Below are 24844 nucleotides of genomic sequence, written 5' to 3'. Positions count from 1 at the left end.
CCGGCGGTGTCCGGCGGGGCCGGCCCCTCGGCGGTGTCCGGCACCGGCGGTCCGGCGGCGGGGTGGCCCGGTGTCATCGCCGCCTACCCCGCTCGGGTGGCGGTACCCGCCGGCGCCGGGATCGTCACCCTCCACGAGGGCGGCACCCCATTGCTCCCGGCCCCCCACCTGAGCGAGCTGACCGGTACCTCCGTCTACCTCAAGGTGGAGGGTGTCAACCCCACCGGGTCCTTCAAGGACCGGGGCATGACGGTGGCGATCACGCACGCGCTGGCCTCCGGCAGCAAGGCCGTGATCTGCGCGTCCACCGGCAACACCTCGGCCTCCGCCGCCGCCTACGCGGCCAGGGCCGGCCTGACCTGCGCGGTGCTGGTGCCCAGCGGGAAGATCGCCCTGGGCAAGATGGCCCAGGCAGTGGCCCACGGGGCCCGCATCCTCCAGGTGGCCGGCAACTTCGACGACTGCCTGGAACTGGCCCGCAAGACCGAGGCGGAGCACCCGGTGACCCTGGTCAACTCGGTCAACCCGGTGCGGATCGAGGGGCAGAAGACCGCGGCCTTCGAGATCTGCGACGTCCTCGGCCGCGCCCCCGACATCCACTGCCTGCCGGTGGGCAACGCCGGGAACATCACCGCCTACTGGAAGGGCTACCAGGAGTACGCGGACGACGGCCTGGTGCGGGGTACGCCCAGGATGTTCGGTTTCCAGGCGGCTGGGGCGGCTCCGATGGTGCACGGCCAGCCGGTCGCCAACCCGGAGACGATCGCCACCGCGATCCGGGTGGGCAGCCCCGCGTCCTGGCAGGGGGCCGAGCGCGCCAGGGCGGAGTCCGGTGGTCGGTTCGACGCGGTGACCGACGAGCGGATCCTGAGCGCCTACCGGCTGCTGGCCGCCCGGGAGGGTGTCTTCGTCGAGCCCGCCTCCGCGGCCAGCGTGGCCGGTCTGCTGCTGTCCTCGGAGGAGGGGCGGTTGGACCCCGGGTCCGTGGTGGTGTGCACCGTCACCGGGCACGGTCTGAAGGACCCGGGCACCGCACTGGAGGGCGCGGTGGACGTGGAGCCGCTGCCCGTCGACGCGAACGCCGTCGCCGCCGCCCTGGAGCTCCGGTGAGCCTCCGGAGACGAGCGGCGTTCCCCGGGTGGAGGCGACCGTGATCGGCCGGGAGCTGTCGGTGCGGGTTCCCGCGTCGACGGCGAACCTGGGGTCGGGGTTCGACACCCTCGGGCTGGCCCTGGCGCTGTACGACGAGGTGTGGCTCCGGGTGGTGGACCGGGGCGTCCGGGTGGAGGTCTCGGGCGAGGGAGCCGACGCGGTGCCCCGGGACGCCAGCCACCTGCTGTTGCGGGCGTTGCGGGCCGCCACCGACGCGCTCGGCGTGGAGCTGCCCGGGGTGGAGCTGCGGTGCGTCAACCGCATCCCGCACGCCCGGGGTCTGGGCTCCTCCGCCGCGACGATCGTGTCCGGGATCGCCGCCGGTTACGCGTTGGCCGGGCGGGAGCCGGACGAGTCGGCGCTCGACCTCGCCGCCCGGTTCGAGGGACACGCCGACAACGTGGCGGCGAGCATGGTCGGCGGGGTGGTCGTGGCCTGGTCGTCGGCCGGTGCGTCCCCGACGTTCCGCGCGCTCCGGCTCGAACCGCACCGCGCGCTCGCGCCGGTGCTGCTGGTGCCCGAGGTGGAGTCGGCCACCCACACCACGCGGGGTCTGCTGCCGGAGCGGGTCCCCCACGAGGACGCGGCGTTCGCGGCCAGCCGGGCCGCCCTCGCCGTCGCGGCGCTGACCTCGCGGCCCGACCTGCTGCTGGACGCGACCGGGGACCGGCTGCACCAGGAGTACCGGCGACCCGCCTGGCCCCGGTCGTTGGCGCTGGTGGAGGAGCTGCGGGCCGCCGGTGTCCCGGCGGCCATCTCCGGGGCGGGCCCCACCGTGGTCGCCTTCCCCGTCGGCGCGCCGTCCTGGGCGGGATTCGACACGAGCGGGTTCGAGGTGTGCCCGTTGGCCGTGGACACCCGAGGGGTGACGGTCCGTGAGGAGCCGGCCGATCCGTGACCGGTGCCGCGGGCGTGCCTGGGCTGTTCGGGGTCCCCGGTAGGAGGGGACTCCCGGGCAGCCGGTAACATGGAGTCATCGGAGGGGGATGGCCGCGGCGAAGCACCGCGCTGGCCAGAACCGCTGGACCTCCAGCCTTTCGCCAGTACCCCCGCTACCTGGTCGCCTTCTCCGTCAGCCATACCCGATCGACGGCACAACACCCTCCATCGGTGGTGATCTTGGCCGTTGGTTCGGCCGCCGGGAGACACGCAGGTGACGCGGGTTGTTGCGAGCTGTTGACGAGCGGTCTACCCTCGAAGGCGATCAGTCACCGCGCGCACGGGCGCCGGTACCGTCCCGGGTAGTCAACTCGGGAGGCATTCTCTCGCTATGAGGTTGGTTCACGCTATCCAGCGGGGACCAGCGGTGGAGAGTACCCGGACAGCCTGGGGTGGCCGAGGAGTCCGTACGGGTGGTTCTTCGTGAGTGTCGTCAGGTGTGGCAGCGTCGAGAATCGCCATAAGCGGGCAGGTTAGGGTGCGTGCGGGCAGAACGTCGTGACCGCCAGTTCTGCCCCCGAGCCCGCAGTGCCGCACTGCGTCCCGCAGCGTGGCAGGTCCGCTGGTCCGCGTAGGAGGCGCGGACCGGTCAGGAAGGACATTTGTGAGCAACACCGAACTGTTGAGCGGCGAGGCGGGCACGGCGGCCTCGGCTGCTGACCAGCCAGAAGCGGATAAGCCCAAGTCACGCAAGGGCTCTGCGGCGAAGGGGGAGGTACCGCACCAGGCGGACAACGGAGCCGCTCCCCGTCGGCGCGGAGGGCTGTCCGGCATGGTGATGGCGGAGCTTCGCCAGCTCGCCGGGGAACTCGGCATCACCAGCACCACTGGAATGCGTAAGGGTGATCTCATCGCCGCGATCAAGGAGCGGCAGGGCGGTGGTTCCGCCAAGACCGACACCGCTGCGCAGCTGCCGTTCGGGTCCGGGGACCAGGGCAAGACCGAGCAGACCTCCGCGGACGCGCCGGCGCAGCCGGCTCCCAGCCGCCGCTCCAGGGGCGCCAGTGCGTCCGAGAGCGCGTCGTCCGGTGAGGGTGAGGAGGACGGTGGCCGTCGCGGCCGTCGTCGCCGCACCTCGAGCCGGGCCGCCAGCGCCACCGACGGTGGCGGCGGCGATGACCGGGGCGGCGAGCGCCAGGAGCGTGGTGAGCGTCAGGACCGTGGCGAGCGTCAGGACCGTGGCGAGCGTCAGGACCGCGGCGAGCGCCAGGACCGCGCGTCGCGCAACGACCGCCAGAACGACGGTCGGGACGATGACGACGAGGACGGCGGCGGCCGGCGGCGGGGACGCAGGTTCCGGGATCGTCGCCGGGGCCGTGGCCGCGCCGAGGGTGGCGGGAACGAGCCGGAGGTGCGGGAGGACGACGTCCTCCTGCCCGTGGCCGGCATCCTGGACGTGCTGGAGAACTACGCGTTCGTCCGCACTTCGGGGTACCTCGCCGGCCCGAACGACGTCTACGTGTCCCTGTCGTTGGTCCGCAAGTACGGGCTCCGGCGGGGCGACGCGATCACCGGTGTGGTCCGCCAGCCGCGTGAGGGCGAGCAGCAGCGCCAGAAGTTCAACCCGATGGTGCGGGTCGACTCCATCAACGGCCTCGCGCCGGACGCCGCTCGGGGACGCCCGGAGTTCACCAAGATGACTCCGCTGTACCCGAACGAGCGGCTGCGGTTGGAGACCGAGTCGCACGCCCTGACCGGCCGGGTCATCGACCTGGTCATGCCGGTGGGCAAGGGCCAGCGGGCCCTGATCGTCTCGCCGCCCAAGGCCGGCAAGACGATGGTGCTCCAGGCCATCGCCAACGCCATCACGACCAACAACCCCGAGTGCTACCTGATGGTCGTGCTGGTCGACGAGCGGCCCGAGGAAGTCACCGACATGCAGCGCTCGGTGAAGGGCGAGGTCATCGCCTCGACCTTCGACCGGCCGCCGTCCGACCACACGACGGTGTCGGAGCTCGCCATCGAGCGGGCGAAGCGGCTGGTGGAGCTGGGTTACGACGTGGTCGTGCTCCTCGACTCCATCACCCGGCTCGGCCGGGCCTACAACCTGGCGGCGCCGGCCTCGGGTCGGATCCTCTCCGGTGGTGTGGACTCGACGGCGCTGTACCCGCCGAAGCGGTTCCTGGGCGCGGCCCGCAACATCGAGAACGGTGGTTCACTGACCATCTTCGCGACGGCGCTGGTCGAGACGGGATCCGCTGGCGACACGGTGATCTTCGAGGAGTTCAAGGGCACCGGCAACGCGGAGCTGAAGCTCGACCGCAAGATCGCGGACAAGCGGACGTTCCCGGCGGTCGACGTCGACGCCTCGAGCACCCGCAAGGAGGAGCTCCTGCTCTCCCCGGACGAGCTCGCCGTCACGCACAAGCTGCGGCGTGTTCTCTCCGCGCTGGATGATCAGCAGGCGCTCGACCTGCTGCTCGAGCGGCTGCGGAAGACCCGGACGAACATCGAGTTCCTGATGCAGGTGGCGAAGAACACGCCTGGCGGGAACGGGGACTGAGGACGCACCGGAGGCGTTGCCGTCGTCGCACGGCGGCAGGGCCTCCGGTCACCCGGCGCCGCTCACCACCTCGGGCCGCGAACAACGGTCCGCCTCGCCGCCATCGGTCGGGCAGGGGCGCCGGCCGGCGAGCAGCAGCACCCAGGACACCACGGCCGCGGCGGCGCACCCCAGCGCCGCCGACGTGGGGACCGGCAGGTCGCCCACGGTCAACGCGCAGGTGATCAGGACCAGGCCGTAGGGCCAGCTCAACCACCGTGGTGACCACGGGCGGGTCCACGCGACCGAACCGGCGAACACCGCGTTCAACCCGGCCGCCGCGCCGAAGAGGACCGACCAGTCCGGGTGAACGGCATCCCCGGCGGCGGGCAGCACCAGGCCCAGGCCACCCAGCCCGAGCACGGTGCACAGGAACGTCGGGGGCACCAGCAGCCAGGCCCACACCCGCAGCGGTCCCAGGTTCGCGCACAACACGGAGCCAGGATGGAACAGCCCCGCCTGGCGCGGCGGCAGCCAGCCGCTCCGATCGCCCGGCGGACCGGAGACGGCGGCGGGTGGCCCCTGCGTCACGGTGAGTGGCATGGGGCGTTCGGAAACAGACGGCGACCCCCACGCGTTGTGGAGGGTGGCGGCGACGCGGTGGCCATCTGGCACACTGGTTCGCCGAACCCGGCTCCGGTTCACCCCCTCACCCGGCCCCTGGCGAGTGCCAGGCGACCAGGCAGGGCGGACCCGGCGGCCCAAGAAGGAAGGGACACACCTGTGAAGACCGGTATCCACCCCGAGTACGTGACCACGCAGGTCACCTGCGGTTGCGGCAACACCTTCACCACCCGGAGCACCCGTTCCACCGGTGCGGTGACTGTCGAGGTCTGCTCCAACTGCCACCCGTTCTACACGGGCAAGCAGCGGATCCTGGACACCGGTGGCCGGGTGGCCCGCTTCGAGGCCCGCTACGGCCGCCGCAAGAAGTAGCTCTTTCGACGGCGCCCACCCCACCGAGCTGGCGGGGTGGGCGCCGTCGGCGTGTGTCCGGGGTCCGGTCGGCAGTGACCAGGGCCCGGCGGTGTCGTCAGGACGGAGGGTGCGGCGTGGAGAACTCGGCGCTACGGAGCTTGCTCACCGAGTACGGGGAGCTGGAGGAGCGGTTGGGTGACCCCGCCGTGCTGGCGGACCGCGCCGCGGCACGCCGGTACGGCCGGCGGCACGCCGAGCTGACGGCCATCGTGCAGGCCGCCCGCGAGCTGGAGCGGGTGCGCACCGACCTGGAGGCCGCCCGGGAGCTCGCCTCCGAGGACCAGGCCTTCGCCGAGGAGGCAGAGGAACTGGCCGCCCAGCTCCCCGAGCTGGAGGCGAGGGTGGCCGAGCTGCTCGTCCCCCGCGACCCGCACGACGCCTCCGACGCCGTGCTGGAGATCAAGTCGGGGGAGGGCGGCGCGGAGTCCGCGCTGTTCGCCGCCGAGCTGCTGCGGATGTACGAGCGGTACGCCGAGCGCCGGGGGTGGCGCACCGAGGTGCTGGGCGTCACCGAGTCCGAACTCGGGGGCATCAAGGACGCCACGATGGTCGTGAAGGGCCCGGTGCGAGCCGACGGCGTGTGGTCGAGGCTGAAGTTCGAGGGCGGGGTGCACCGCGTCCAACGGGTCCCGGTGACGGAGTCCCAGGGCCGCATCCACACCTCGGCCGCCGGGGTCCTCGTGTACCCGGAACAGGAGGACGTCGCCGTCGAGATCGACGAGAACGACCTCCGGGTGGACGTGTTCCGCTCCTCCGGGCACGGCGGGCAGAGCGTGAACACGACGGACTCCGCGGTCCGGATCACCCACCTGCCGACGGGCATCGTCGTGTCCTGCCAGAACGAGCGCAGCCAGTTGCAGAACAAGACCAGGGCCATGCAGGTGCTCCGCGCGCGGCTGCTGGCGGCGGCGGAGGAACAGGCCGCGCGGGAGGCGTCCGCCGCCCGCCGCAGCCAGGTGCGCACGGTCGACCGCTCCGAGCGGGTGCGGACGTACAACTTCCCGGAGAACCGGATCTCCGATCACCGGGTCGGGTACAAGGCGCACAACCTGGACCAGGTCCTCGAGGGCGACCTCGACGCGGTGTTGGACGCGCTGAGCGCCGCCGACCGCCAGGAGCGGATGGAACGCAGCGCGGCACCGACGGCCTGAGGTTCGAGGACCGATCGGCGGCCCACCTCCCCGGCGGGGCGCTCACTCCGGCGGGGGACCACCCCGGTAGCCCGGTCGGCGGGTTGGTCGGGTCGGGCGCCCGCTGACCGGGCGCACCGCGCTGGCCGTGGTTGGCTGGTGCGGGGGAGACGGGTTCCGGACCGGGAGGGGGAGGAATTGTCCAAGCAGCCGTTGCGACTCGCCGTCGCCGAGGCCGAACGAATCCTGCGGGAGGCCGGGGTCGCGAGCCCCCGCGCGGACGCCGAACTGCTCGCCGCCCACGTCGTCGGGGTGGAACGCACCAAGCTCACGATGGTTCCGTTGGTGTCCGTCTCCGTGGTCGAGGAACTGCACCGACTGGTCAGGGAACGGTCGAAGGGCATCCCCCTCCAACACATCACCGGCTGGGCGGCCATGGGGGCGATCACGGTGAGCGTGGGGCCGGGCGTCTTCGTACCGAGGCCGGAGACGGAGCTGCTGCTGGCCTGGGGGCTGGCGCACCTGCGCCGCACCAGGCAGCCGACGATCGTGGACCTGTGCACCGGCTCCGGTGTCCTGGCGCTCGCCTTCGCCAACGCCCGCCCCGACGCCTCCGTCCACGCGGTCGAGCGGGACCCGAGCGCGCTCGCCTGGGCGAGGCGCAACGCCAACGCGCTGGTGGGTGCGGGGGACCGCCCGGTCGATCTCCGGTTCGGTGACGTCGGCGATCCGGAGCTGCTGGCGGAGCTGGACGGCACGGTCGACCTCGTCGTGTGCAACCCGCCCTACGTGCCGGAGGGAACGCCCGTGCCGGTCGAAGTCGCGGAGCACGATCCGCACGCGGCGGTCTTCAGCGGCCTCGACGGCATGGACACCATCCGCCACGTCGTGCACTGCGCGGTGCGGCTGCTCCGCCCAGGTGGGGCGCTGGCGCTCGAACATGACGACACCCACGGCGAGGCGGTGCCCGAACTGCTCCGGGCGCGCCAGGTGCTCACCGAGGTCGCCGACCACCCCGACCTGGCGGGACGGCCGAGGTTCGCCACGGCCCTGCGGCGTTCGTTGTCCTGATCCGACCAGGGGAGGGCGTCCGATCGGCCGCCCTCCCCGACTCGGTGAACCGTCACCAGTACGGGTACCACTTCTGGTCGACCGCGCCCGTGCAGTGCCAGATCAGGGTCGGAGTGCCGTCGTCCCAGCGGCCGTGCTCCGTGCCCAGGCACCGGTTGGCCAGCACGGAGACGATGTCCCCCGACTCGACGCGCCACCGTTGGGCGTCCGACCCGTCACAGTGCGCGATCCGCACCGGGGTGCCGGCGGAGGGGTCGCCGCCGGCGACGGCGAGGCAGTAGCCGAGGGCGCGGATGGTGTCGCCTTCCCGGGTCCACTGCTGGGCGTCCGAGCCGTTGCAGTGGGCGATCTGCACCGGGGTGCCGTCGCTGGCGTTGCCGCCGGCCACGTCCAGGCACAGCTCGCCGATGCCCCTGATCGTCCCGGTCCCGTCTCCGGGCGGCGGGGTGCCCGAGCCCTCGTAGACCCGTACGTAGTCGATGAGCATCCGCTGGGGGAACTGGGTGGAGTCGTCGGGCGGGCCGGGCCAGTTGCCGCCCACCGCCGAGTTCAGGATCATGAAGAAGTCCTGGTCGAACACCCAGGGGTTGTTGCCCACGTCGGAGCGCGTGACCTGGTGGTACACGTGCCCGTCCACCGACCACACCATGCCATCGGGTGACCAGTCGACCGCGAAGACGTGGAACCCGTCGGCGAACTGCTGGCCGCCGGGCAGCGTGTACGAGCCGGTGATGCCCTCGCCGGCCGAGTAGCCGGGGCCGTGGATGGTGCCGTGCGCGGTGCCACCCTCCCGGCCGACGACCTCCATGATGTCGATCTCGCCGCTGTGCGGCCAGGGTGTCTCGGGGAAGTTGTCGCCCAACATCCAGAACGCTGGCCACACCCCGTTGCCCCGGGGCACCTGGATTCGGGCCTCGAAACGGCCGTAGCGCTGGGAGAACTTGTCCTGCGTCGTGAGGCGGGCGGAGGTGAACTGGCAGGGGCCGTAGTGGCAGCTCAGCCCGTCGGTGCCCTCCCGGGTCGAGGTGATGACCAGGTTGCCCTGCCCGTCGAGCGCGGAGTTGCGGCGGTCGGCCGTGTAGTACTGGAGTTCGTTGTTGCCCCAGCCGTGGCCACCGATCTCGTGGTTCCACCTGGCGGGGTCGGGGGCGGCGCCGGAGGGACCCTCGAAGTCGTCCTCCCAGGTGAGGGCGAGCGGGGTCGCCCCGACCGCCGAGGAGGGGGCGCTCGTCGTCGACGCCAGCGCCGTCGACGCGTCGACATCGGGTGCCGGGTCGACGTCCGCGTGGGCGGCCGGTACGGCGAGACTCGCGCCGACGGCCAGGACAGCGGCCAGGACGCCGGCATTCCTTCTCCGGCCACGTCGACCGGACGTCGGCACAGGGGAAAGGGCCATGAAGATGACCTCCACTCACGGGCGGAAGAATTGTGGTCGGAAACAAAACACCGCCAGTTCCCGATGTCAAGGGCGCGGATGTCCCGTGGGGTTGGGGCGAGGCTGGCGGGAGTACTGGAACCGCTTCCGTCCGGACCTCCGGATACCGCCGTGCGGTGCATCAGAGGTGGTCAGAATCGGCCCAAAACGGGCCAGGTGGCCGCCGTTGCGCTGCGGGTTCGCCGTATCGCGGGTACACCCGCCCGGTGCGGGGCGAATGACAAGGAGTCGCCGCCAGTCATTCGACGTTCGTTCCACTCGCGGACGCGGGAAAGGCGATCGGGTGAACGAAGGGAATCGTCGGAGCGGGGCCGGGAAAACGCGGGAGTGCCGAGGGCATCGCGTGCCGGTCCGTTTCGCGGAGGACGGCTGTTCCCTCGCCGGACCCCCAGGGGAAGGCCGTCGTCGCCCCGCTCGGCCAGGGGGGCGGGACGGGGCACGCTGGCACCGGCCCCGGCGGTCGGGAGCGGGTGGGCCGTTCCCCTGTCCGCCACCGGCGGGCAGGTCCCGCTGCCCTCCCCGTCACCGGGGGTGCCAGGATCGTCCGTGTGAGCACGAGCTATGACTGCAACATTCCCGAGACCCGGCAGGCGGGGCTCGCCGCCGCCGCGGAGACGGTGCGCGCCGGCCAGCTCGTCGTGCTGCCCACCGACACCGTCTACGGGCTGGGGTGCGACGCCTTCGACTCCGCCGCCGTCCGAAGCCTGTTGAGCGTCAAGGGGCGTGGCCCGGACATGCCCGTCCCGGTGCTGGTCGGGTCCTGGACGACGATCGATGGCCTGGTGCTGTCGGTGCCCAGGCCGGCCAGGGCCCTGATCGAGGCGTTCTGGCCGGGTGGCCTGTCCCTGGTGCTCAACCACGCCCCCTCCCTGGCCTGGGACCTCGGGCGCACCCGGGGAACCGTGATGCTGCGGATGCCGTTGCACCCGGTGGCCCTCGAACTGCTGCGCGAGGTCGGCCCGATGGCCGTCTCCAGCGCCAACCGGTCCGGTCAGCCGCCGGCCACCACGGCGGAGGAGGCCAGGGAGCAGCTGGCGGAGGACGTCCCCGTCTACCTCGACGGTGGCGCCGCCGAGCGGGCCACCCCGTCCACGATGGTGGACCTGACCGGCCCCACGCCCCAGATCCTGCGGGTGGGTGCGGTGTCGGCTGAGGAGATCTCCGAGGTCCTCGGCGTCGAGGTGGCCGTCGCGGACTGAGGGGTCCGGCGGCCGAGCTCCTCGACGCCGAAGCCGGTGCCCGCACGACAGGGCGCCGAGGCATCGCGTCGGCCATCCCGGTCAGGCGGGTGGGGCCGGTCGACCTCGGCTTCGGCGGCGGCGCCCTGCTGGCCCCTCCACGGCGCGACAGGCGGGACCCCTCGGTGCTCGGGGACGGCGCGCCGACCGGACGAAGATCGGGCCGCCGACCTGACAGCAAGATCACGCAGTAGCGTGAGAGCGCGCGTTCGGCCCCGGCGTCCCCGCCGGTTCCGGGCGCGCCGACGCCCCCGCGCGGGGGCCTCCCCGTCCCGAGGCTGGTGTGCCCGGCGCCACCAACCAGGGCTAAGGTCTGGGGCACCGCGACGCGCGAGGGCGCCGGTTGGTGGAGACCTGACGACGGGCGGACACCGCGGGGCCCGGTCGGGCCAACGCTCGTGGCGAGGCGACGCGGTCACTCGTTCCCATCCGAGGCGAGGAGCATCCAGCAGTGAGCACGCCGTTCTGGGGGCCGGACTTCGACTCCCTGCGTGACACCGACCCCGAGATCGCGGACGTGGTCCTGGGGGAACTGGACCGGTTGCGGGGTGGGCTGCAACTGATCGCCAGCGAGAACCTGACCAGTCCGGCGGTGTTGGCCGCGCTGGGGTCCACGCTGTCCAACAAGTACGCCGAGGGCTACCCGGGACGCCGCTACTACGGGGGCTGCGCCCAGGTCGACCGCGCCGAGGAGATCGGGACGGCGCGGGCGCGGGAACTGTTCGGAGCCGAGCACGCCAACCTCCAGCCGCACTCGGGCGCCAGCGCCAACCTCGCGGTCTACGCCGCGTTCGCGAGGCCAGGGGACACCGTGCTGGCCATGGACCTCAAGCAGGGCGGCCACCTCACCCACGGATCGCGGGTCAACTTCTCGGGGAGCTGGTTCAACGCGGTCTCCTACGGGGTGCGCGCGGACAGCGAACTGATCGACTACGACCAGGTGCGCGACCTCGCGCGGGAGCACCGGCCCCGGCTGCTGATCGCCGGCGCCACCGCCTACCCGCGCCTGATCGACTTCGCGGCGTTCCGCGAGATCGCCGACGAGGTGGGAGCCGTGCTGGTGGTCGACGCGGCCCATTTCGTCGGGCTGGTCGCCGGCGGGGCCGTCCCGTCCCCCGTTCCCTACGCGGACGTGGTCACCTGCACCACCCACAAGGTGTTGCGCGGTCCGCGTGGCGGCATGATCCTCTGCCGTGCCGAGCACGCCAGGGCGATCGACAGGGCCGTCTTCCCCTTCACCCAGGGCGGTCCGCTGATGCACGCGGTCGCGGCGAAGGCGGTCGCGCTCCGCGAGGCGGCCAGCCCCGCCTACCAGGAGTACGCCCGGCAGGTGGTGGTGAACGCCAGGGCACTCGCGAGCGGCCTGGAGGCGGCGGGGATGCGTGCCGTCTCCGGCGGGACGGACACCCACCTGGCGTTGCTCGACCTGCGTCCGCTCGGGCTGACCGGTGCCGAGGCCGAGAGCAGGGCCGAGGCTGCCCGCATCACCCTGAACAAGAACGCCATCCCCTTCGACCCGGCCCGACCCGCGGTCGCCTCCGGCATCCGGATCGGGTCGCCGGCCGTCACCACGCAGGGCATGCGGGAGCCCGAGATGGCGGAGATCGCCCAGCTGCTCGCCAGAGCGGTCCGCGCGGTACCCGGTTCCCCCACCGGCGACGACGTCCTCGCGGAGGTCGGTGCCGAGGTGGCCGAGCTCGTGGCCGCCCTCCCCGCCTACCCCCGTCCGGCCTGACGACAGAAGCGGTACGACAAGCGTGATGCCAGGTTTCGCTCCGGCCGGCTTACCGGTCCGCGAGTACCTCCTCGTGGGACTGACGGCAGCCGCCGTGACCTTCCTGGTCACCGGCGTGATCCGGCTGCTCGCCATCCGCATCGGCGCCGTGGCGCATCCCCGGCAGCGGGATGTCCACGTCAAGCCCATGCCCAGGATGGGTGGGGTGGCGATCTTCATCGGCGTGGTGGCCGGCATGCTGCTCGCCTGGCGGCTCCCGGTCCTCAGCCGCGCCTTCGACTACTCCTACGAGATCCTCGGAGTGGCCGTCGCGGGCGGGGTGATCGTCCTGATCGGGATGCTCGACGACCGTTTCGAGCTGGACTCCATCACCAAACTCGCCGGCCAGATCATGACCGCCGGCATCCTCGTGCTCTTCGGCGTGCAGTGGTTCTTCTTCTGGGTGCCGTGGGGGGAGCAGGGGGACAGCGTCGGTTCGCTGCTGGTGCTCTCCGGCAACCAGGGCGCGGTGCTCACCGTGCTGCTCGCCGTCACGATGATCAACGCGATGAACTTCGTCGACGGCCTCGACGGGCTGGCGGCGGGCATCGGGTTCATCGCGGCCTCGGCGATCTGCGTGTTCTCCCTGGGCCTGCTCTCGGACGTGGGGGGTGACGTCGGCGCCTACCCGCCGGCGTTGATCGCGGCCACCCTGGCGGGCGGTTGCCTGGGCTTCCTGCCGTACAACTTCCAGCCGGCTCGGCTGTTCATGGGTGACTCGGGGTCGATGCTGATCGGCCTGATGCTCGCGGCCGCGAGCACCACGGCCTCCGGCGACATCGACTACTCCCGCTACAGCGCGAGCGACGCGATCGCGTTGCTCTCCCCGCTGCTGGTGGTGGCGGCGGTGCTCTTCGTGCCGCTGCTCGACCTGATCATGGCGATCATCCGCCGTACCCGGCGCGGGCAGAGCCCGTTCAGCGCGGACAAGATGCACCTGCACCACCGCCTGCTGGAGATCGGGCACTCCCAGCGTCGCGCGGTCATGCTGATCTACCTGTGGGCGGCGTTGTTGGCGTTCGGGGCGGTCGCGGTGACCATCTTCGACCCGTCAGTGGTCGTCTGGGGCGTGCTGGGCGGGCTGCTCCTCGCGGTGATCGTGTCCGCCGTGCCCCGGCTGCGCCAGCTCGCGAACCGCCGGCGCCCCTGACCGCCGCTGGCCACATCCGGCCGCCGCGCCCCGCGCCCCTCCCTGCTCATCACGCACGGTGACCAGCGTTGCCGGAGCGCGCCGGCCCGGCACCCGGTCGCCGGGTGAGGTCCGGGTATGGGCGACAATGGTGCCGCGCGAGGACGTGAGTCCCGCGCAGTCGACGAGTGAGGGGTCGTGCGGTGAAGGCAGCCACCGTGGCGGGGACACTGCGTTCCGCCCTGCGTCAGGCGCTGCTGGCACTCGGGGTGGGCACCCCGGTGCTGCTGGGCGCCGGTTGGCTGGTCGACGGGGTTCCCGGGGTGTGGGGCGCGGCGATCGGGATCGCGCTGGCCGCCGGGTTCATGCTGGTCACGACCGTGGTCAGCGTCATGACCGCGTCGGCGTCCCCCACCGTGATGGCGGCGGCCGTGCTCGGCTCGTGGCTGGGCAAGATGATCGTGCTGTTCGTCGTGCTGGCCCTGTTGCGCAACGAGGACTTCTACTCGCGGATAGTCCTGTTCGGCGTCGTCGTACTGACGGTGATCGGCGTGATGGCCGTCCAGACCCGGGTGATCCTCACCAGTCGGGTGCCCTACGTCGACACCACTACGCCGAGTAGTGAACCGGACACCGGGGACGAACCGGCTCGACCCGGGGTGGCCCCGGAGGGGAGCGACGCGGTCGACACCGCTCCCGCTACGAGCCGATCAGGCTCTGACCAGTGACGACGGCTAACGCCCCTGGGGTTCGTCCTGGCGAAAACCGATTGGTAAAGTGCGTTTCAAGATGAGTGATCAGTCGGACAAACCACCCCAGAAGGGTGAGTCCACCCGAGGGTTGCTCATCAGGACCCTGATCGCCGGCCCCATCGCCTGGGGTGGCATCGGGTTCGCCGTTGACCTGATCAGTGACAGCTGGCTGTGGACCTTCGTCGGTCTGGGGCTGGGGCTGCTTACTGCGCTCTACATCGTGTACGTCCGTTTCGGCCGGGCCTGATCCGCGCCGGCTACGACCAGGGAGACCACACTGAACGCGCAAGTGTTGGCCGCCGTGCTGGCCGCGGGTGACGGAGAGGGTTTCCACGCGCCCGGTATCGAGGAGTTCTACCCCGGTGCCCTGCTCTTCGAGGGCACGATCTTCGAGATCAACCGGATCATGCTGGTCCGGTTCGTCATGGTGGCGCTGTTGGCGTTGTTCTTCATCCTCGCGCTGCGCCGGGCCAAGCTCGTGCCCCGGGGGCTCCAGAACGTCGCCGAGTACTTCCTGGACTTCGTCCGCCTGCACATCGCCGAGGAGATCCTCGGCAAGGGGGCGGCGCGACGATTCCTGCCGATCCTCACCACGTTCTTCTTCATGATCACGGCGTTGAACCTCGCCGGCGTGATCCCGTTGCTCAACATCGCGGGGACGAGCCTCATCGGCACCCCGCTGGTGTTGGCCATCGTGGCGTGGATCGTCTTCAACTACGCGGGGATCAAGGCGCAGGGTTTCGGCCCCTACATGAAGAGCAACCTGCTCCCGTCAGGTGTTCCGCTCTACATGGCGCCGATCATCGTGCCCGTCGAGTTCGTCTCGACGTTCATCCTGCGCCCCTTCGCGCTGACGGTCCGGTTGCTGGCCAACATGATGGCCGGCCACCTGATCCTGGTGCTGTTCTTCTCCGCCACCAACTTCATGTTCGTCGAGGCGGGATCGGCGCTGCTCGCGCCGGTCGGCGTCCTGACCCTCGGGGCCGGGTTCGCCTTCACGCTCTTCGAGATCCTGGTGGCGGTGCTGCAGGCGTACATCTTCACTCTGCTCGCCGCCGTCTACATCGACCTGGCGTCCCACGCCGAACACTGACGGCACGACCTGCGAGCACCAGAGACGACCTTCCGGTGAACGCCGGGAGGCCAACATGAAAGGGAAGACACGGAAGTGGAAATCCTCGCTGCGATCGAAGGCAACATCGCGACCGTCGGCTACGGTCTGGCCACTCTCGGCCCGGGTATCGGTCTGGGCATCCTGATCGGCAAGACGGTCGAGGGCATGGCGCGTCAGCCGGAGATCGCCGGTCAGCTGCGGACCACCATGATCCTGGGTATCGCCTTCGTCGAGGTCCTGGGTCTGCTGGGCCTCATCGCCGGCATCCTCTTCGGCGGCATGGGCTGATCCGAACCGACCGTTAGGCGACCATCGTGAGTACATTCGCAGTGCTGGCGGCGGGCGACAACCCGAATCCGCTGCTGCCGCCTGGGTACGACATCTTCTGGTCCGCGGTCTGCTTCGTTCTCGTCGGTCTGCTGTTCTGGAAGTTCGTCCTCCCGATCTTCCAGCGCGTGCTCGACGAGCGAACCGACAAGATCGAGGGCGGTATCGCCCGGGCCGAGAAGGCCCAGCAGGAGGCCAAGGAGACGCTGGAGCAGTACCAGGCCCAGCTCGCCGAGGCCAGGGCCGAGGCGGCCCGCATCCGGGACGACGCTCGTGCCGAGGGCGACCAGATCATCGAGGAGATGCGGGCCAGGGCTCAGGAGGAGTCCGCGCGCATCGTCGCCCAGGGCCAGGCCCAGCTGGACGCCCAGCGCGCCCAGATCGTGGCCGAGCTCCGGGCCGACCTGGGCCGCATGTCGATCGACCTGGCCAGCCGGGTGATCGGCGAGTCCCTGGAGGACGAGGCCCGTCGTCGGGGAACCGTGGACCGGTTCCTGGACGAGCTGGACTCGGTGTCGGCTCCGGCGAGCAAGTGACCAGGTGACCATCGTGCCGAACAGGGGAGTGGAGACGTCGTGACCACCGTGACCACACTGCACGCGGCGAGTCGGGACGCCTTCGCCGCCGCCGCCGAGCGGCTGCGCGCCGAACTCGACGGCGTCACCGGCGAGGAACTGGCTGGTGTCGGCGAGGACCTCGGAGCGGTCAGCCGGCTGCTCGGTCGGGAGTCCTCGCTGCGCCGGTCCCTCGCCGACGCCGCCAGTGAGCCGGCACACCGCGAGTCGCTGGTGCGGGAGGTGCTCGGGCGCAAGATCGGCGCCCGGGCGCTGAACGTCCTCGCGACCGTGGTGACCGCCCGCTGGTCGAGCCCTCGCGAACTCGTGGAGGGCGTCAGCCGGCTGAGCTGGGAGGCCATGCTGATCAGCGCCGAGCGCGCCGGTCGGCTGGACACCGTCGAGGACGAGCTGTTCCGCCTCGGCCGGATCGTCGCCAGCCAGCCCGACCTCGACCAGCTGCTGTCCGACCCGGCCGGGTCGGCGGCGGGCAAGGTGACCCTGGTCCGGCAGTTGCTCACCGACCGGAGTGACCCGGTGACCCTGGCTCTGGTGGAGCAGCTCGTCAGCCAGCCGGGCGGCCGGACGGCCGTCGCGGGCCTGGAGGAGTTGGCGGCAGCCGCCGCCAAGCGCCGGGAGCGTTCCGTGGCGCACGTTCGCTCCGCGACCGTGCTGTCGGACGCTCAGGAGGAACGGCTGGCCGCGCTGCTCAGCCGGATCTACTCCCGACCAGTCGCCGTGCACACCGAGGTGGACCCGACGCTGGTCGGCGGCCTGGTCATCCAGGTCGGCGACGAGATCATCGACGGCAGCGCCGCGGGCCGGTTGGCCGCACTACGGCGGCAGCTCGCGGGGTAGGCGCGCCGGCGCCCCGCGCGAGTAGCCGCGCAACCAAGACCAACACCGCTTGAGAACGACCGAGAGCAGGAACGACATGGCGGAGCTGACGATCTCGTCGGACGAGATCCGCAGTGCGATCGAGAAGTACGTCTCCAGCTACTCTCCCGAAGTCAGCCGAGAAGAGGTAGGCGTCGTCACGGACACCGGTGACGGCATCGCCCATGTCGAGGGCCTGCCTTCGGTGATGACGGAGGAGCTGCTGGAGTTCCCCGGCGGCATCAACGGCGTCGCGATGAACCTCAACGAGAGGTCGATCGGCGCCGTCGTCCTGGGTGACTCGGAGAAGATCGAGGAGGGCCAGCAGGTCCGCCGCACCGGCCAGGTGCTGTCGGTGCCGGTGGGCGATGGCTTCCTCGGCCGCGTGGTGAACGCCCTGGGCGAGCCCATCGACGGCCTCGGCGAGATCGTCGCCGAGGAGCGGCGGGCGCTGGAGCTCCAGGCCGCCACCGTGGTGCAGCGGCAGGAGGTCCGCGAGCCGCTCCAGACCGGTATCAAGGCCATCGACGCGATGACCCCGATCGGTCGGGGCCAGCGCCAGCTGGTCATCGGTGACCGCAAGACCGGCAAGACCGCCGTCTGCGTGGACACCATCATCAACCAGAAGGGCAACTGGGAGACCGGCGACCCGAAGCAGCAGGTCCGCTGCATCTACGTCGCCATCGGCCAGAAGGGCTCCACGATCGCCTCGGTGAAGCGGTCGCTGGAGGACGCCGGCGCGATGGAGTACACGACCATCGTGGCCGCCACCGCGTCCGACTCGCCCGGCCTGAAGTGGCTGGCCCCCTACGCGGGTTCCGCCATCGGCCAGCACTGGATGTACCAGGGCAAGCACGTCCTGATCATCTTCGACGACCTGTCCAAGCAGGCGGAGGCCTACCGGGCCATCTCGCTGCTGCTGCGCCGCCCGCCGGGCCGCGAGGCCTACCCGGGTGACGTCTTCTACCTGCACTCGCGTCTGCTGGAGCGTTGCGCGAAGCTGTCGGACGAGCTCGGCGGCGGCTCGATGACCGGTCTGCCGATCATCGAGACCAAGGCCAACGACGTCTCGGCCTACATCCCCACCAACGTCATCTCCATCACCGACGGGCAGTGCTTCCTCCAGTCCGACCTGTTCAACTCCGGCCAGCGGCCGGCGGTGGACGTCGGTATCTCCGTCTCCCGTGTTGGTGGCGCCGCCCAGATCAAGGCGATGAAGGCGGTCTCCGGAACGCTGCGGCTCGACCTCGCCCAGTACCGGGAGCTGGAGGCGTTCTCCGCCTTCGCCTCGGACCTGGACGCGGCCTCCAAGGCGCAGCTGGAGCGGGGCGCGCGGCTCTACGAGATCCTCAAGCAGGGCCAGGGCCAGCCGGTGCCGGTGCAGGAGGAGGTCGTCTCGATCTACCTCGGCACCAGGGGCCACTTCGACGCCGTGCCGGTCGCCGACCTGCGCCGCTTCGAGTCCGAGCTGCTGGACCACCTGCGGCACGCCCACGAGGGCATCCTCACCGAGATCCGGGACAGCAAGGTGCTCAGCGACGACAACGCGGAGCGGCTCGTCTCGGTGACCGACGAGTTCAAGAAGCAGTTCGTCACCTCCGACGGCTCCTCGCTGATCCCGAACGAGGCCCCCGCCGAGGCGATGGACGCCGAGAAGGTCGGGCAGGAGACGGTCAAGGTGAACCGTCCCGCTCCGAAGAAGTGAGCCGATGACATGGCCCAACTTCGAGAACTACGCGAACGGGTCCGCTCGGTCAAGTCCACCCGCAAGATCACCAAGGCGATGGAGCTGATCGCGACCTCGCGGATCAACCGGGCGCAGGCGCGGGTGGAGGCCTCCCGGCCCTACGCCGAGGAGATCACGAACGTGCTCAGCGCGCTCGCCGGGTCCTCCTCGCTCGACCACCCCATGCTGGTCGAGCGTGAGGAGCCCAAGCGGGTCGGTGTGCTGGTCGTGACCAGTGACCAGGGGCTCTGCGGCGGCTACAACGCCAACGTGATCAAGGCGGCGGAGGAGCTCCAGACGCTGCTGCGCGAGCAGGGCAAGACCCCGGTGCTGTACGTGGTCGGCCGCAAGGGCGTGAGCTACTACCGCTTCCGCCAGCGGCACATCGAGCGGAGCTGGACGGGTTTCAGCCAGCGGCCCGGGTACACCGACGCCGCTGATGTCGCCGAGACCCTGGTGCGGGCCTTCCTGGCCGGTGCCGACGACGAGGGTGACGAGCCCGGCGCCGACGGCGTGCTCGGCATCGACGAGCTGCACATGGTGCACACCGAGTTCGTCTCGATGCTCACGCAGCGGCCGGTGGCCCGCCGGGTCGCTCCGCTGGAGGTCGAGTACACCGACGAGCCGACCGAGGCCGCGCCCACGCCGAACTACGAGTTCGAGCCGGACGCGGAGGCGCTGCTGGCGGCGTTGTTGCCGAAGTACATCAACTCCCGGTTGTACGCCGGTCTGCTCGACGCCTCGGCGGCCGAGCTGGCGGCCCGCCGGAACGCGATGAAGTCCGCGACGGACAACGCCGACGAGATCATCCAGAACCTCAGTCGCCAGGCCAACCAGGCCCGCCAGGCGCAGATCACCCAGGAAATCAGCGAGATCGTCGGCGGTGTCGAGGCGCTCTCGTCCGCAGGAAGTGAGTGACATGACTGCAACTGCCACCAGCACCGCGGTTGGGGCCGGCCGCGTTGTCCAGGTTCTCGGCCCGGTCGTGGACGTCGAGTTCCCGCGTGGCGAGGTGCCCGACCTCTACAACGCCCTCAAGGTGGAGATCACGGCCGAGGGCATGGAGAAGACGCTGACCCTGGAGGTCGCGCAGCACCTGGGTGACAACTCGGTGCGGACCATCTCCATGCAGCCCACCCAGGGCCTGGTCCGGGGCGCCAAGGTCACCGACTCGGGCGCCGGCATCTCGGTGCCGGTCGGCGACTCGGTCAAGGGCCACGTGTTCAACGCCCTGGGCGACTGCCTGGACAAGCCGGGGCACGCCTCGGACGCGGAGCGCTGGGAGATCCACCGCAAGGCCCCGGCCTTCGACCAGCTGGAGGGTCGGACCGAGGTCCTGGAGACGGGCATCAAGGTCATCGACCTGCTGACCCCGTACGTCAAGGGCGGCAAGATCGGCCTGTTCGGTGGCGCCGGTGTGGGCAAGACGGTGCTCATCCAGGAGATGATCACCCGTATCGCCCGGGAGTTCTCCGGGACCTCGGTGTTCGCCGGCGTCGGCGAGCGGACCCGTGAGGGCAACGACCTCTGGGTCGAGATGGAGGAGATGGGCGTCCTCCCCGACACCGCGCTGGTGTTCGGTCAGATGGACGAGCCGCCCGGCACCCGTATGCGGGTGGCGCTGTCGGCGCTGACGATGGCGGAGTACTTCCGGGACGTCCAGAACCAGGACGTGCTGCTGTTCATCGACAACATCTTCCGGTTCACGCAGGCCGGTCAGGAGGTGTCGACCCTGCTGGGCCGGATGCCCTCCGCCGTCGGTTACCAGCCGACGCTGGCCGACGAGATGGGTGAGCTCCAGGAGCGGATCACCTCCACCAAGGGCCGGTCCATCACCTCGCTCCAGGCGATCTACGTGCCGGCGGACGACTACACCGACCCCGCGCCGGCGACCACCTTCGCGCACCTGGACGCCACCACCGAGCTCTCCCGGGCGATCTCCCAGAAGGGCATCTACCCGGCGGTGGACCCGCTGACCTCCAGCTCCACGATCCTGGACGCCTCGGTCGTGGGGCAGGAGCACTACCGGGTGGCCCAGGAGGTCAAGCGGATCCTCCAGAAGTACAAGGAGCTCCAGGACATCATCGCCATCCTCGGCATGGACGAGCTGTCCGAGGAGGACAAGCTCACGGTGAGCCGGGCCCGGCGGATCGAGCGGTACCTGTCGCAGAACTTCTTCGTCGCGCAGAAGTTCACCGGCGAGGAGGGCTCGTTCGTCCCGGTCAAGGAGACCATCGAGGCCTTCGACCGGCTGACCAAGGGCGACTTCGACCACTACCCGGAGCAGGCGTTCCTCTCCATCGGTGGTCTGGAGGACCTGGAGAAGGCGTACAAGAAGCTCACCGGCAAGTGATCGGTGGGGACGGCGCCGCCGCGTCGTCCCGCGCCGGACACGGCGCGACGTTCGGGGCCGGACCTCCACCACGGAGGTCCGGCCCCGACGTGTCTTCCGGCAGGGCCGGACCTCCGGGTGGGTGTCGCGGACGGCGCGGGCGTCCTGTCGCGCGCCGCCCTTGGCTCCACCCGGCCGTTCGCCGTCACCCTGCCCTGGCAGGGCACGGGCGGGGCCTGCCGCGGCGATGGGTTCGCGCCGCCGCCCAGGCGACCAGGGCGGGAGCGGCGACCAAGGGGGACCACCGCCCTCAGCGGACGAGCTCGACCACGTCCGTCCCGCCCTCGCGGCTGACCTCGACCTGCACGGCCTCCGCCGGCAGCAGGGCCGCTCCGCGGTCGGACTCCACCGCCTGCCACGGACCGTCCGGGGTGGTGCGGTACCTCAGTTCGGCCTGGTAGGAGAGCACGACCCAGCCCTCGTCGTCCGGGAGCCGGACGGAGAGCTGCACCGGGTCGTCGGGCCGGGTCGGGCCGCCGTAGGCGAAGTCGTCGACCTCGGTGAGGTTGTCGTCGGTGAACACGACGGCGTGCGCCTCGCCGTGCTGGACGCGGTTCCACTGCTCGCCGATGGTGGCGATCCTGCCGTCGGTCATGCGCACGATGACGAGGAAGCTGCCGAAGACGCCCCCGCTGTGGTGGTTGATCAGGTCCGCGCGGCCGGAGTCCCGGAGCGCGCGTTGGGTCCTGTCCATCAGGTCCAGCTCGCGCTCGCTGTCGGGGTGGCTGGGCGCTGCCGTGATCCGCTCACAGCTTTCCCCGCCGTTCTCACCGGTCTCGCACCGCCAGTTGTCCGGGCTGTCCAGGGCTTCCTCCTCGGCCAGCCGTTCCTGGTAGGTCAGGGCGGGTCGGCTGGCGACCGGTAGGTAGAAGAAGGTGAGGCTCTCGTTCCAGTTCGAGTCCAGCGAACGGGGCCGGAGGAAGTGCTGCGCCGCGCCCGGATCGAGCGCGGCCGCCCTGCTCTCGGAGGTGAGCACCGCCAGTGGGGGCCGGCGCTCGAGTTCCTCGGGTATCAGGGTGTCCGGAACCTCCGTCGCGGCGACGACGTCGTGCGCATGGCTGTCCGCTGGCAGCTGCCGCAGGATGAGGCCGTCCTCGGCGACCAGTTCCTCCCACTGGCGGGTGACCTCACCTGTGCTCCCGTCGATGTCGGGCCCCGTGGAGAGGTGCAGCGGTTCGGGGCCGGGCAGGCCGATCAGGGTGCGGTCGTCCTCGCCGAACAGGTACAGCTGGCCCTTGCCCTCGTCGCGGCCCACGGAGAGCAGGTGCAGCTCGCCGTCCTCCGGCGACTGTGCGACCAGGCCCAGCATGTCGTAGCTCTCGTCGTCGCCCGGGGGGGCATGGCGCTGGACGAAGATCGCGGCCGGGCCGGACGGGGTGGTGGTCGCGGCCACCAGGTGGGGGTCGCCGCGGCCACCCTCGTCGAGGCCCGCCCTGATGTCCAGGAAGAGCGGCAGTTCATCCCGCCAGGTCGTGCTCGCTCGCGCGACGAAGTCCCGGTCGTCGGCGAGGTCGCCCCGGGTGGGCACGTCGAACCAGCTCCTCGCGACGGCGGGGGCACCCTCGCCGCCCAGCACCTCGGTGGTGGTGAGGTTCATCGTCGTCAGGGCTCCGCCGGTCACGACGAGGGCCGCTGCCAGGGCGACAGCCGTGACGCCGGTCCGCCGCCGCCGACGCCGGCGGGCACGCGCGCCCCCGATGACCTCCTCGGCCAACCGGGTCGGCGGTCGGAGCCCGTCAGTGGTCTCCCGCATGGCCTCCCGGAGCGAGTCCTCGTCGATCATCGCTGTCCTCCCGCTGGAGTGGTGGTCAACCGGGCCGCTCCTGGCCCGTCCGGTCGCAGGGCTTCGCGCATCCGCGCGAGCCCGCGCGAGGTCTGGCTCTTCACCGTGCCGATCCCGCAGCCGAGCACCTCGGCCACCTGCCGCTCGCTGAGGTCGTCGAAGAACCGCAGCACGATGACGGCTCGCATCCTCGGTGGCAGGCTGGCGAGCAGCGGTGCGATCTGGTCGGCCGTGACGACGGCCTCCTCCGGCCCGTCCACCGCGGGAGCGAGCTGGCCTGGTGCCAGCGGTGTCTCCCGCACCCGGCGGGACAGCCGGCGCCAGCGGTTGGCGGCGGTGTTGGCCAGCGCGCCCCTGGCGTAGGCCTCGGGGGAGCCGGTGATGCGGGGCCAGCGGGGGTACATGCGCTCCAGCACGTCCTGGAGCAGGTCCCGTGCGGCCTCCGGGTCCCCGCCGGCCAGCAGGTAGGCCGTTCTGAGGAGCGCCGGGGAACGGTGGACGACGAAGTCGGTGAACTCCGTGTCCCAGTCCTTGTTCTTTCCTGTCACGGACCACCTCGGTGGTTGGCGGAGCACTGTCACCCGACCTGACACCGTGCCGGTCCCGGTGGTTGCGAGGGGAGGTGTTCGACGGGCCCGGCGCCGGGGTTCTGGTCGCCGGGGAGGGAACGGGGCAGCTGGGCCAGCGGTCGTCGACGGCCCGGTGTCCCCGGCCGGCCGGACGGTGTCCACGCCGCGCCGGCGGGAGTGGCGTGGACACGTCGGGTCGCGCCCCGCTCCGGGCGGTCAGCCGGCGAGGGGCACGACGACGGGCTCGCCGTCCTCCGGAATCACCTCGACCCCGGATCGGGGGTGGCGACCTGGACGGCCTCGCTGTCCACGTCTTCGGGCAGTTCGGTGACCGCCACCGCGCCCTGGACGTCCAGCTCACGCCAGTCCCGCTCGCCCCGGGCGTCCTCGGTCCACCACCGGCGGGTCGAGACGTGCGGCTCGGGCTCCGGCCGGGGGTCGATGACGAGGAGGGTGCGGTCGTCCTCGCCGATCAGGAACCCCGAGGGGATGATCTGCTGGGTACCGGGAACGCGGTGGCCGAGATCCTCGCCGAGGACGCGGAGCTCGCCGGTCTCCGCGTCCGGTCCGACCAGGCCGACCAGGGTGCTCACCTGGTCCTCGCCCGTGACGACCCGTTCGCTGGTAGGAGCACGCGTTGGCCGATCACGGCCACCGTTCCGCCAGGTGTGGTGCCCGCCACGGCACCTGGGGACGCCGGGGATCTCTTCCGTCCGGCCCTGCCGCAGGTTCCACGAAGTGGGGAACCCACTCCCGTCACCCCTCCAGCACCTCGGAGGAGGTCGTGCGCTCCGGCGAGGTCACCCGCTGCCGGGTGCCCGTACCGGGGGCCACCAGGATCGTGGCCGACGCGACCCTCGCCCAGGGCCGTGGCTACCGGCGACGCCGTCGCCTCGGCCTCGTGACTGGCACGGTCGGGCTGCCGGCGGTGGAGCTGGCGGCGTTCCTCTGGCCAGCCTCCGCGACCCGGCCCCGTCCCGAAGCCGGGTGGGAGTGTGCGGTCGGAGCCGGCGGGGGCCAGTACCCGCCGCGGTTCCCCAACGTCCATGGGGTGTCTCCTCCGACCGGGACGCGGGGGCGTTCTCCCCGGCGGGCAGGGAGAGTGAGGGAGAGGGCGGCCCTTCGCGCCTTGGTTGTCCCCTGCCTGGTGCGGGACACCGCGCAGCCGGGCGAGTGCCCGCGCGGTCTGGCTCCGTGACCGTGCCCCTGGAGGCCCAGAGGGCCGTGGCGGTCCGTTCTTCCGTCAGGTCCTCGGAGAAGCGGAGCACGATCACCGCCCGCTGTCGGGGCGGCAGCGTGGCCCGCGCGCGTGACCTCGTCGGGCCGGACCAGCTCGGGTTCTGGTCCATGTTCGCCCCCGTCG

The 24844-nt window shown here is 71.4% G+C and carries 24 protein-coding genes; 18 read left to right on the top strand and 6 right to left on the bottom strand.

The features are described from left to right. Positions 1-33: 33 nt before the first annotated feature. The 3 genes from thrC (at position 34) to rho (ending at position 4594) form a co-directional block, all read left to right on the top strand. Complete coding sequence (gene thrC, locus ACOJVX_RS20445; RefSeq protein ID WP_103057084.1) at positions 34-1110, top strand: threonine synthase; 1077 nt, start codon at positions 34-36, stop codon at positions 1108-1110. A 40-nt stretch (positions 1111-1150) separates the two neighbouring features. Beyond that, a complete protein-coding gene (gene thrB, locus ACOJVX_RS20440; protein WP_026418636.1) occupies positions 1151-2050 on the top strand; it encodes a homoserine kinase in 900 nt (299 codons plus the stop codon). Between the two features lie 813 nt (positions 2051-2863). Continuing rightward, positions 2864-4594 carry a transcription termination factor Rho gene (gene rho / locus ACOJVX_RS20435; RefSeq protein ID WP_422647019.1) on the top strand — a complete coding sequence of 577 codons (1731 nt, stop codon included), beginning with the start codon at positions 2864-2866 and terminating at the stop codon, positions 4592-4594. 48 nt (positions 4595-4642) lie between these two features. Here the strand turns inward: rho and ACOJVX_RS20430 are convergent, their stop codons facing one another. Next, the gene (locus ACOJVX_RS20430; RefSeq protein ID WP_103056283.1) at positions 4643-5176 is read right to left on the bottom strand and encodes a hypothetical protein; all 534 of its coding nucleotides are present in this window, start codon (positions 5174-5176) and stop codon (positions 4643-4645) included. A 180-nt stretch (positions 5177-5356) separates the two neighbouring features. Here ACOJVX_RS20430 and rpmE point away from each other — a divergent pair, with 180 nt between their 5' ends. The 3 genes from rpmE (at position 5357) to prmC (ending at position 7812) form a co-directional block, all read left to right on the top strand. Continuing rightward, positions 5357-5569: a 50S ribosomal protein L31 gene (gene rpmE, locus ACOJVX_RS20425; RefSeq protein ID WP_016696860.1), complete on the top strand. Its 213-nt coding sequence runs from the start codon at positions 5357-5359 to the stop codon at positions 5567-5569. Between the two features lie 116 nt (positions 5570-5685). Next, positions 5686-6762, top strand: coding sequence for a peptide chain release factor 1 (gene prfA, locus ACOJVX_RS20420; protein WP_026418634.1), 1077 nt, complete (start codon positions 5686-5688; stop codon positions 6760-6762). Between the two features lie 177 nt (positions 6763-6939). After that, positions 6940-7812, top strand: coding sequence for a peptide chain release factor N(5)-glutamine methyltransferase (gene prmC / locus ACOJVX_RS20415; protein ID WP_026418633.1), 873 nt, complete (start codon positions 6940-6942; stop codon positions 7810-7812). Positions 7813-7864: 52 nt separating this feature from the next. On the opposite strand, the gene ACOJVX_RS20410 is transcribed toward prmC, so the two are convergent. After that, positions 7865-9208, bottom strand: a complete 1344-nt coding sequence (locus ACOJVX_RS20410) for a family 16 glycosylhydrolase (RefSeq protein WP_030105512.1) — start codon at positions 9206-9208, stop codon at positions 7865-7867. Positions 9209-9795: 587 nt separating this feature from the next. Between ACOJVX_RS20410 and ACOJVX_RS20405 the strand changes: the two genes are divergently transcribed. The 12 genes from ACOJVX_RS20405 (at position 9796) to atpD (ending at position 21090) form a co-directional block, all read left to right on the top strand. Then, the gene (locus tag ACOJVX_RS20405; RefSeq protein WP_026418631.1) at positions 9796-10446 is read left to right on the top strand and encodes an L-threonylcarbamoyladenylate synthase; all 651 of its coding nucleotides are present in this window, start codon (positions 9796-9798) and stop codon (positions 10444-10446) included. 490 nt (positions 10447-10936) lie between these two features. Next, positions 10937-12220: a serine hydroxymethyltransferase gene (gene glyA, locus ACOJVX_RS20400; RefSeq protein ID WP_422647018.1), complete on the top strand. Its 1284-nt coding sequence runs from the start codon at positions 10937-10939 to the stop codon at positions 12218-12220. Positions 12221-12245: 25 nt separating this feature from the next. After that, the gene (locus tag ACOJVX_RS20395) at positions 12246-13409 is read left to right on the top strand and encodes a glycosyltransferase family 4 protein (protein ID WP_030105509.1); all 1164 of its coding nucleotides are present in this window, start codon (positions 12246-12248) and stop codon (positions 13407-13409) included. 182 nt (positions 13410-13591) lie between these two features. Beyond that, the gene (locus ACOJVX_RS20390) at positions 13592-14116 is read left to right on the top strand and encodes a hypothetical protein (RefSeq protein ID WP_211237509.1); all 525 of its coding nucleotides are present in this window, start codon (positions 13592-13594) and stop codon (positions 14114-14116) included. Positions 14117-14177: 61 nt separating this feature from the next. Continuing rightward, on the top strand, positions 14178-14387 hold the full coding sequence (locus ACOJVX_RS20385) for a hypothetical protein (protein ID WP_103057086.1): 210 nt from the start codon (positions 14178-14180) through the stop codon (positions 14385-14387). A 42-nt stretch (positions 14388-14429) separates the two neighbouring features. Next, the gene (gene atpB, locus ACOJVX_RS20380) at positions 14430-15233 is read left to right on the top strand and encodes a F0F1 ATP synthase subunit A (protein ID WP_016696853.1); all 804 of its coding nucleotides are present in this window, start codon (positions 14430-14432) and stop codon (positions 15231-15233) included. A gap of 75 nt (positions 15234-15308) precedes the next feature. Further along, positions 15309-15542, top strand: coding sequence for an ATP synthase F0 subunit C (gene atpE, locus ACOJVX_RS20375; protein WP_016696854.1), 234 nt, complete (start codon positions 15309-15311; stop codon positions 15540-15542). A 26-nt stretch (positions 15543-15568) separates the two neighbouring features. Continuing rightward, a complete protein-coding gene (locus ACOJVX_RS20370) occupies positions 15569-16117 on the top strand; it encodes a F0F1 ATP synthase subunit B (RefSeq protein ID WP_245588770.1) in 549 nt (182 codons plus the stop codon). Between the two features lie 39 nt (positions 16118-16156). Further along, complete coding sequence (locus ACOJVX_RS20365; RefSeq protein ID WP_026418627.1) at positions 16157-16993, top strand: F0F1 ATP synthase subunit delta; 837 nt, start codon at positions 16157-16159, stop codon at positions 16991-16993. Between the two features lie 76 nt (positions 16994-17069). Next, positions 17070-18716, top strand: coding sequence for a F0F1 ATP synthase subunit alpha (gene atpA / locus ACOJVX_RS20360; protein ID WP_026418626.1), 1647 nt, complete (start codon positions 17070-17072; stop codon positions 18714-18716). Between the two features lie 9 nt (positions 18717-18725). Beyond that, positions 18726-19655 (top strand): F0F1 ATP synthase subunit gamma, encoded by a 930-nt coding sequence (locus ACOJVX_RS20355; protein WP_026418625.1) that lies wholly within the window; start codon positions 18726-18728, stop codon positions 19653-19655. Position 19656: 1 nt separating this feature from the next. Then, positions 19657-21090 carry a F0F1 ATP synthase subunit beta gene (gene atpD / locus ACOJVX_RS20350; protein WP_026418624.1) on the top strand — a complete coding sequence of 478 codons (1434 nt, stop codon included), beginning with the start codon at positions 19657-19659 and terminating at the stop codon, positions 21088-21090. Between the two features lie 289 nt (positions 21091-21379). Here the strand turns inward: atpD and ACOJVX_RS20345 are convergent, their stop codons facing one another. The 4 genes from ACOJVX_RS20345 to ACOJVX_RS20330 all read right to left on the bottom strand — a co-directional run bounded on the left by ACOJVX_RS20345 (position 21380) and on the right by ACOJVX_RS20330 (position 24830). Then, positions 21380-22912, bottom strand: coding sequence for a hypothetical protein (locus tag ACOJVX_RS20345; protein ID WP_422647017.1), 1533 nt, complete (start codon positions 22910-22912; stop codon positions 21380-21382). Further along, complete coding sequence (locus ACOJVX_RS20340; RefSeq protein ID WP_026418622.1) at positions 22909-23460, bottom strand: SigE family RNA polymerase sigma factor; 552 nt, start codon at positions 23458-23460, stop codon at positions 22909-22911. The genes ACOJVX_RS20345 and ACOJVX_RS20340 overlap by 4 nt, the downstream gene beginning before the upstream one ends. A 281-nt stretch (positions 23461-23741) precedes the next feature. Next, on the bottom strand, positions 23742-24074 hold the full coding sequence (locus ACOJVX_RS20335) for a hypothetical protein (protein ID WP_026418621.1): 333 nt from the start codon (positions 24072-24074) through the stop codon (positions 23742-23744). A 207-nt stretch (positions 24075-24281) separates the two neighbouring features. After that, the gene (locus ACOJVX_RS20330; protein ID WP_422647016.1) at positions 24282-24830 is read right to left on the bottom strand and encodes a sigma factor-like helix-turn-helix DNA-binding protein; all 549 of its coding nucleotides are present in this window, start codon (positions 24828-24830) and stop codon (positions 24282-24284) included. Between the last annotated feature and the right edge of the window lie 14 nt (positions 24831-24844).

The sequence above is a fragment of the Actinoalloteichus caeruleus genome (assembly GCF_049311605.1).
Lineage (GTDB): Bacteria > Actinomycetota > Actinomycetes > Mycobacteriales > Pseudonocardiaceae > Actinoalloteichus_B > Actinoalloteichus_B caeruleus.
This window is presented reverse-complemented; position numbering and strand designations above follow the sequence as displayed.

Excerpts from the sequence above, each read along its gene's own strand:
- rho (WP_422647019.1), top strand. The coding sequence starts at position 2,864 with ATGGTGATGGCGGAGCTTCGCCAGCTCGCCGGGGAACTCGGCATCACC.
- ACOJVX_RS20430 (WP_103056283.1), bottom strand. The coding sequence starts at position 5,176 with ATGCCACTCACCGTGACGCAGGGGCCACCCGCCGCCGTCTCCGGTCCG.
- ACOJVX_RS20410 (WP_030105512.1), bottom strand. The coding sequence starts at position 9,208 with ATGGCCCTTTCCCCTGTGCCGACGTCCGGTCGACGTGGCCGGAGAAGG.
- ACOJVX_RS20395 (WP_030105509.1), top strand. The coding sequence starts at position 12,246 with ATGCCAGGTTTCGCTCCGGCCGGCTTACCGGTCCGCGAGTACCTCCTC.
- ACOJVX_RS20385 (WP_103057086.1), top strand. The coding sequence starts at position 14,178 with ATGAGTGATCAGTCGGACAAACCACCCCAGAAGGGTGAGTCCACCCGA.
- atpA (WP_026418626.1), top strand. The coding sequence starts at position 17,070 with ATGGCGGAGCTGACGATCTCGTCGGACGAGATCCGCAGTGCGATCGAG.
- ACOJVX_RS20355 (WP_026418625.1), top strand. The coding sequence starts at position 18,726 with ATGGCCCAACTTCGAGAACTACGCGAACGGGTCCGCTCGGTCAAGTCC.
- atpD (WP_026418624.1), top strand. The coding sequence starts at position 19,657 with ATGACTGCAACTGCCACCAGCACCGCGGTTGGGGCCGGCCGCGTTGTC.
- ACOJVX_RS20345 (WP_422647017.1), bottom strand. The coding sequence starts at position 22,912 with ATGATCGACGAGGACTCGCTCCGGGAGGCCATGCGGGAGACCACTGAC.
- ACOJVX_RS20330 (WP_422647016.1), bottom strand. The coding sequence starts at position 24,830 with ATGGACCAGAACCCGAGCTGGTCCGGCCCGACGAGGTCACGCGCGCGG.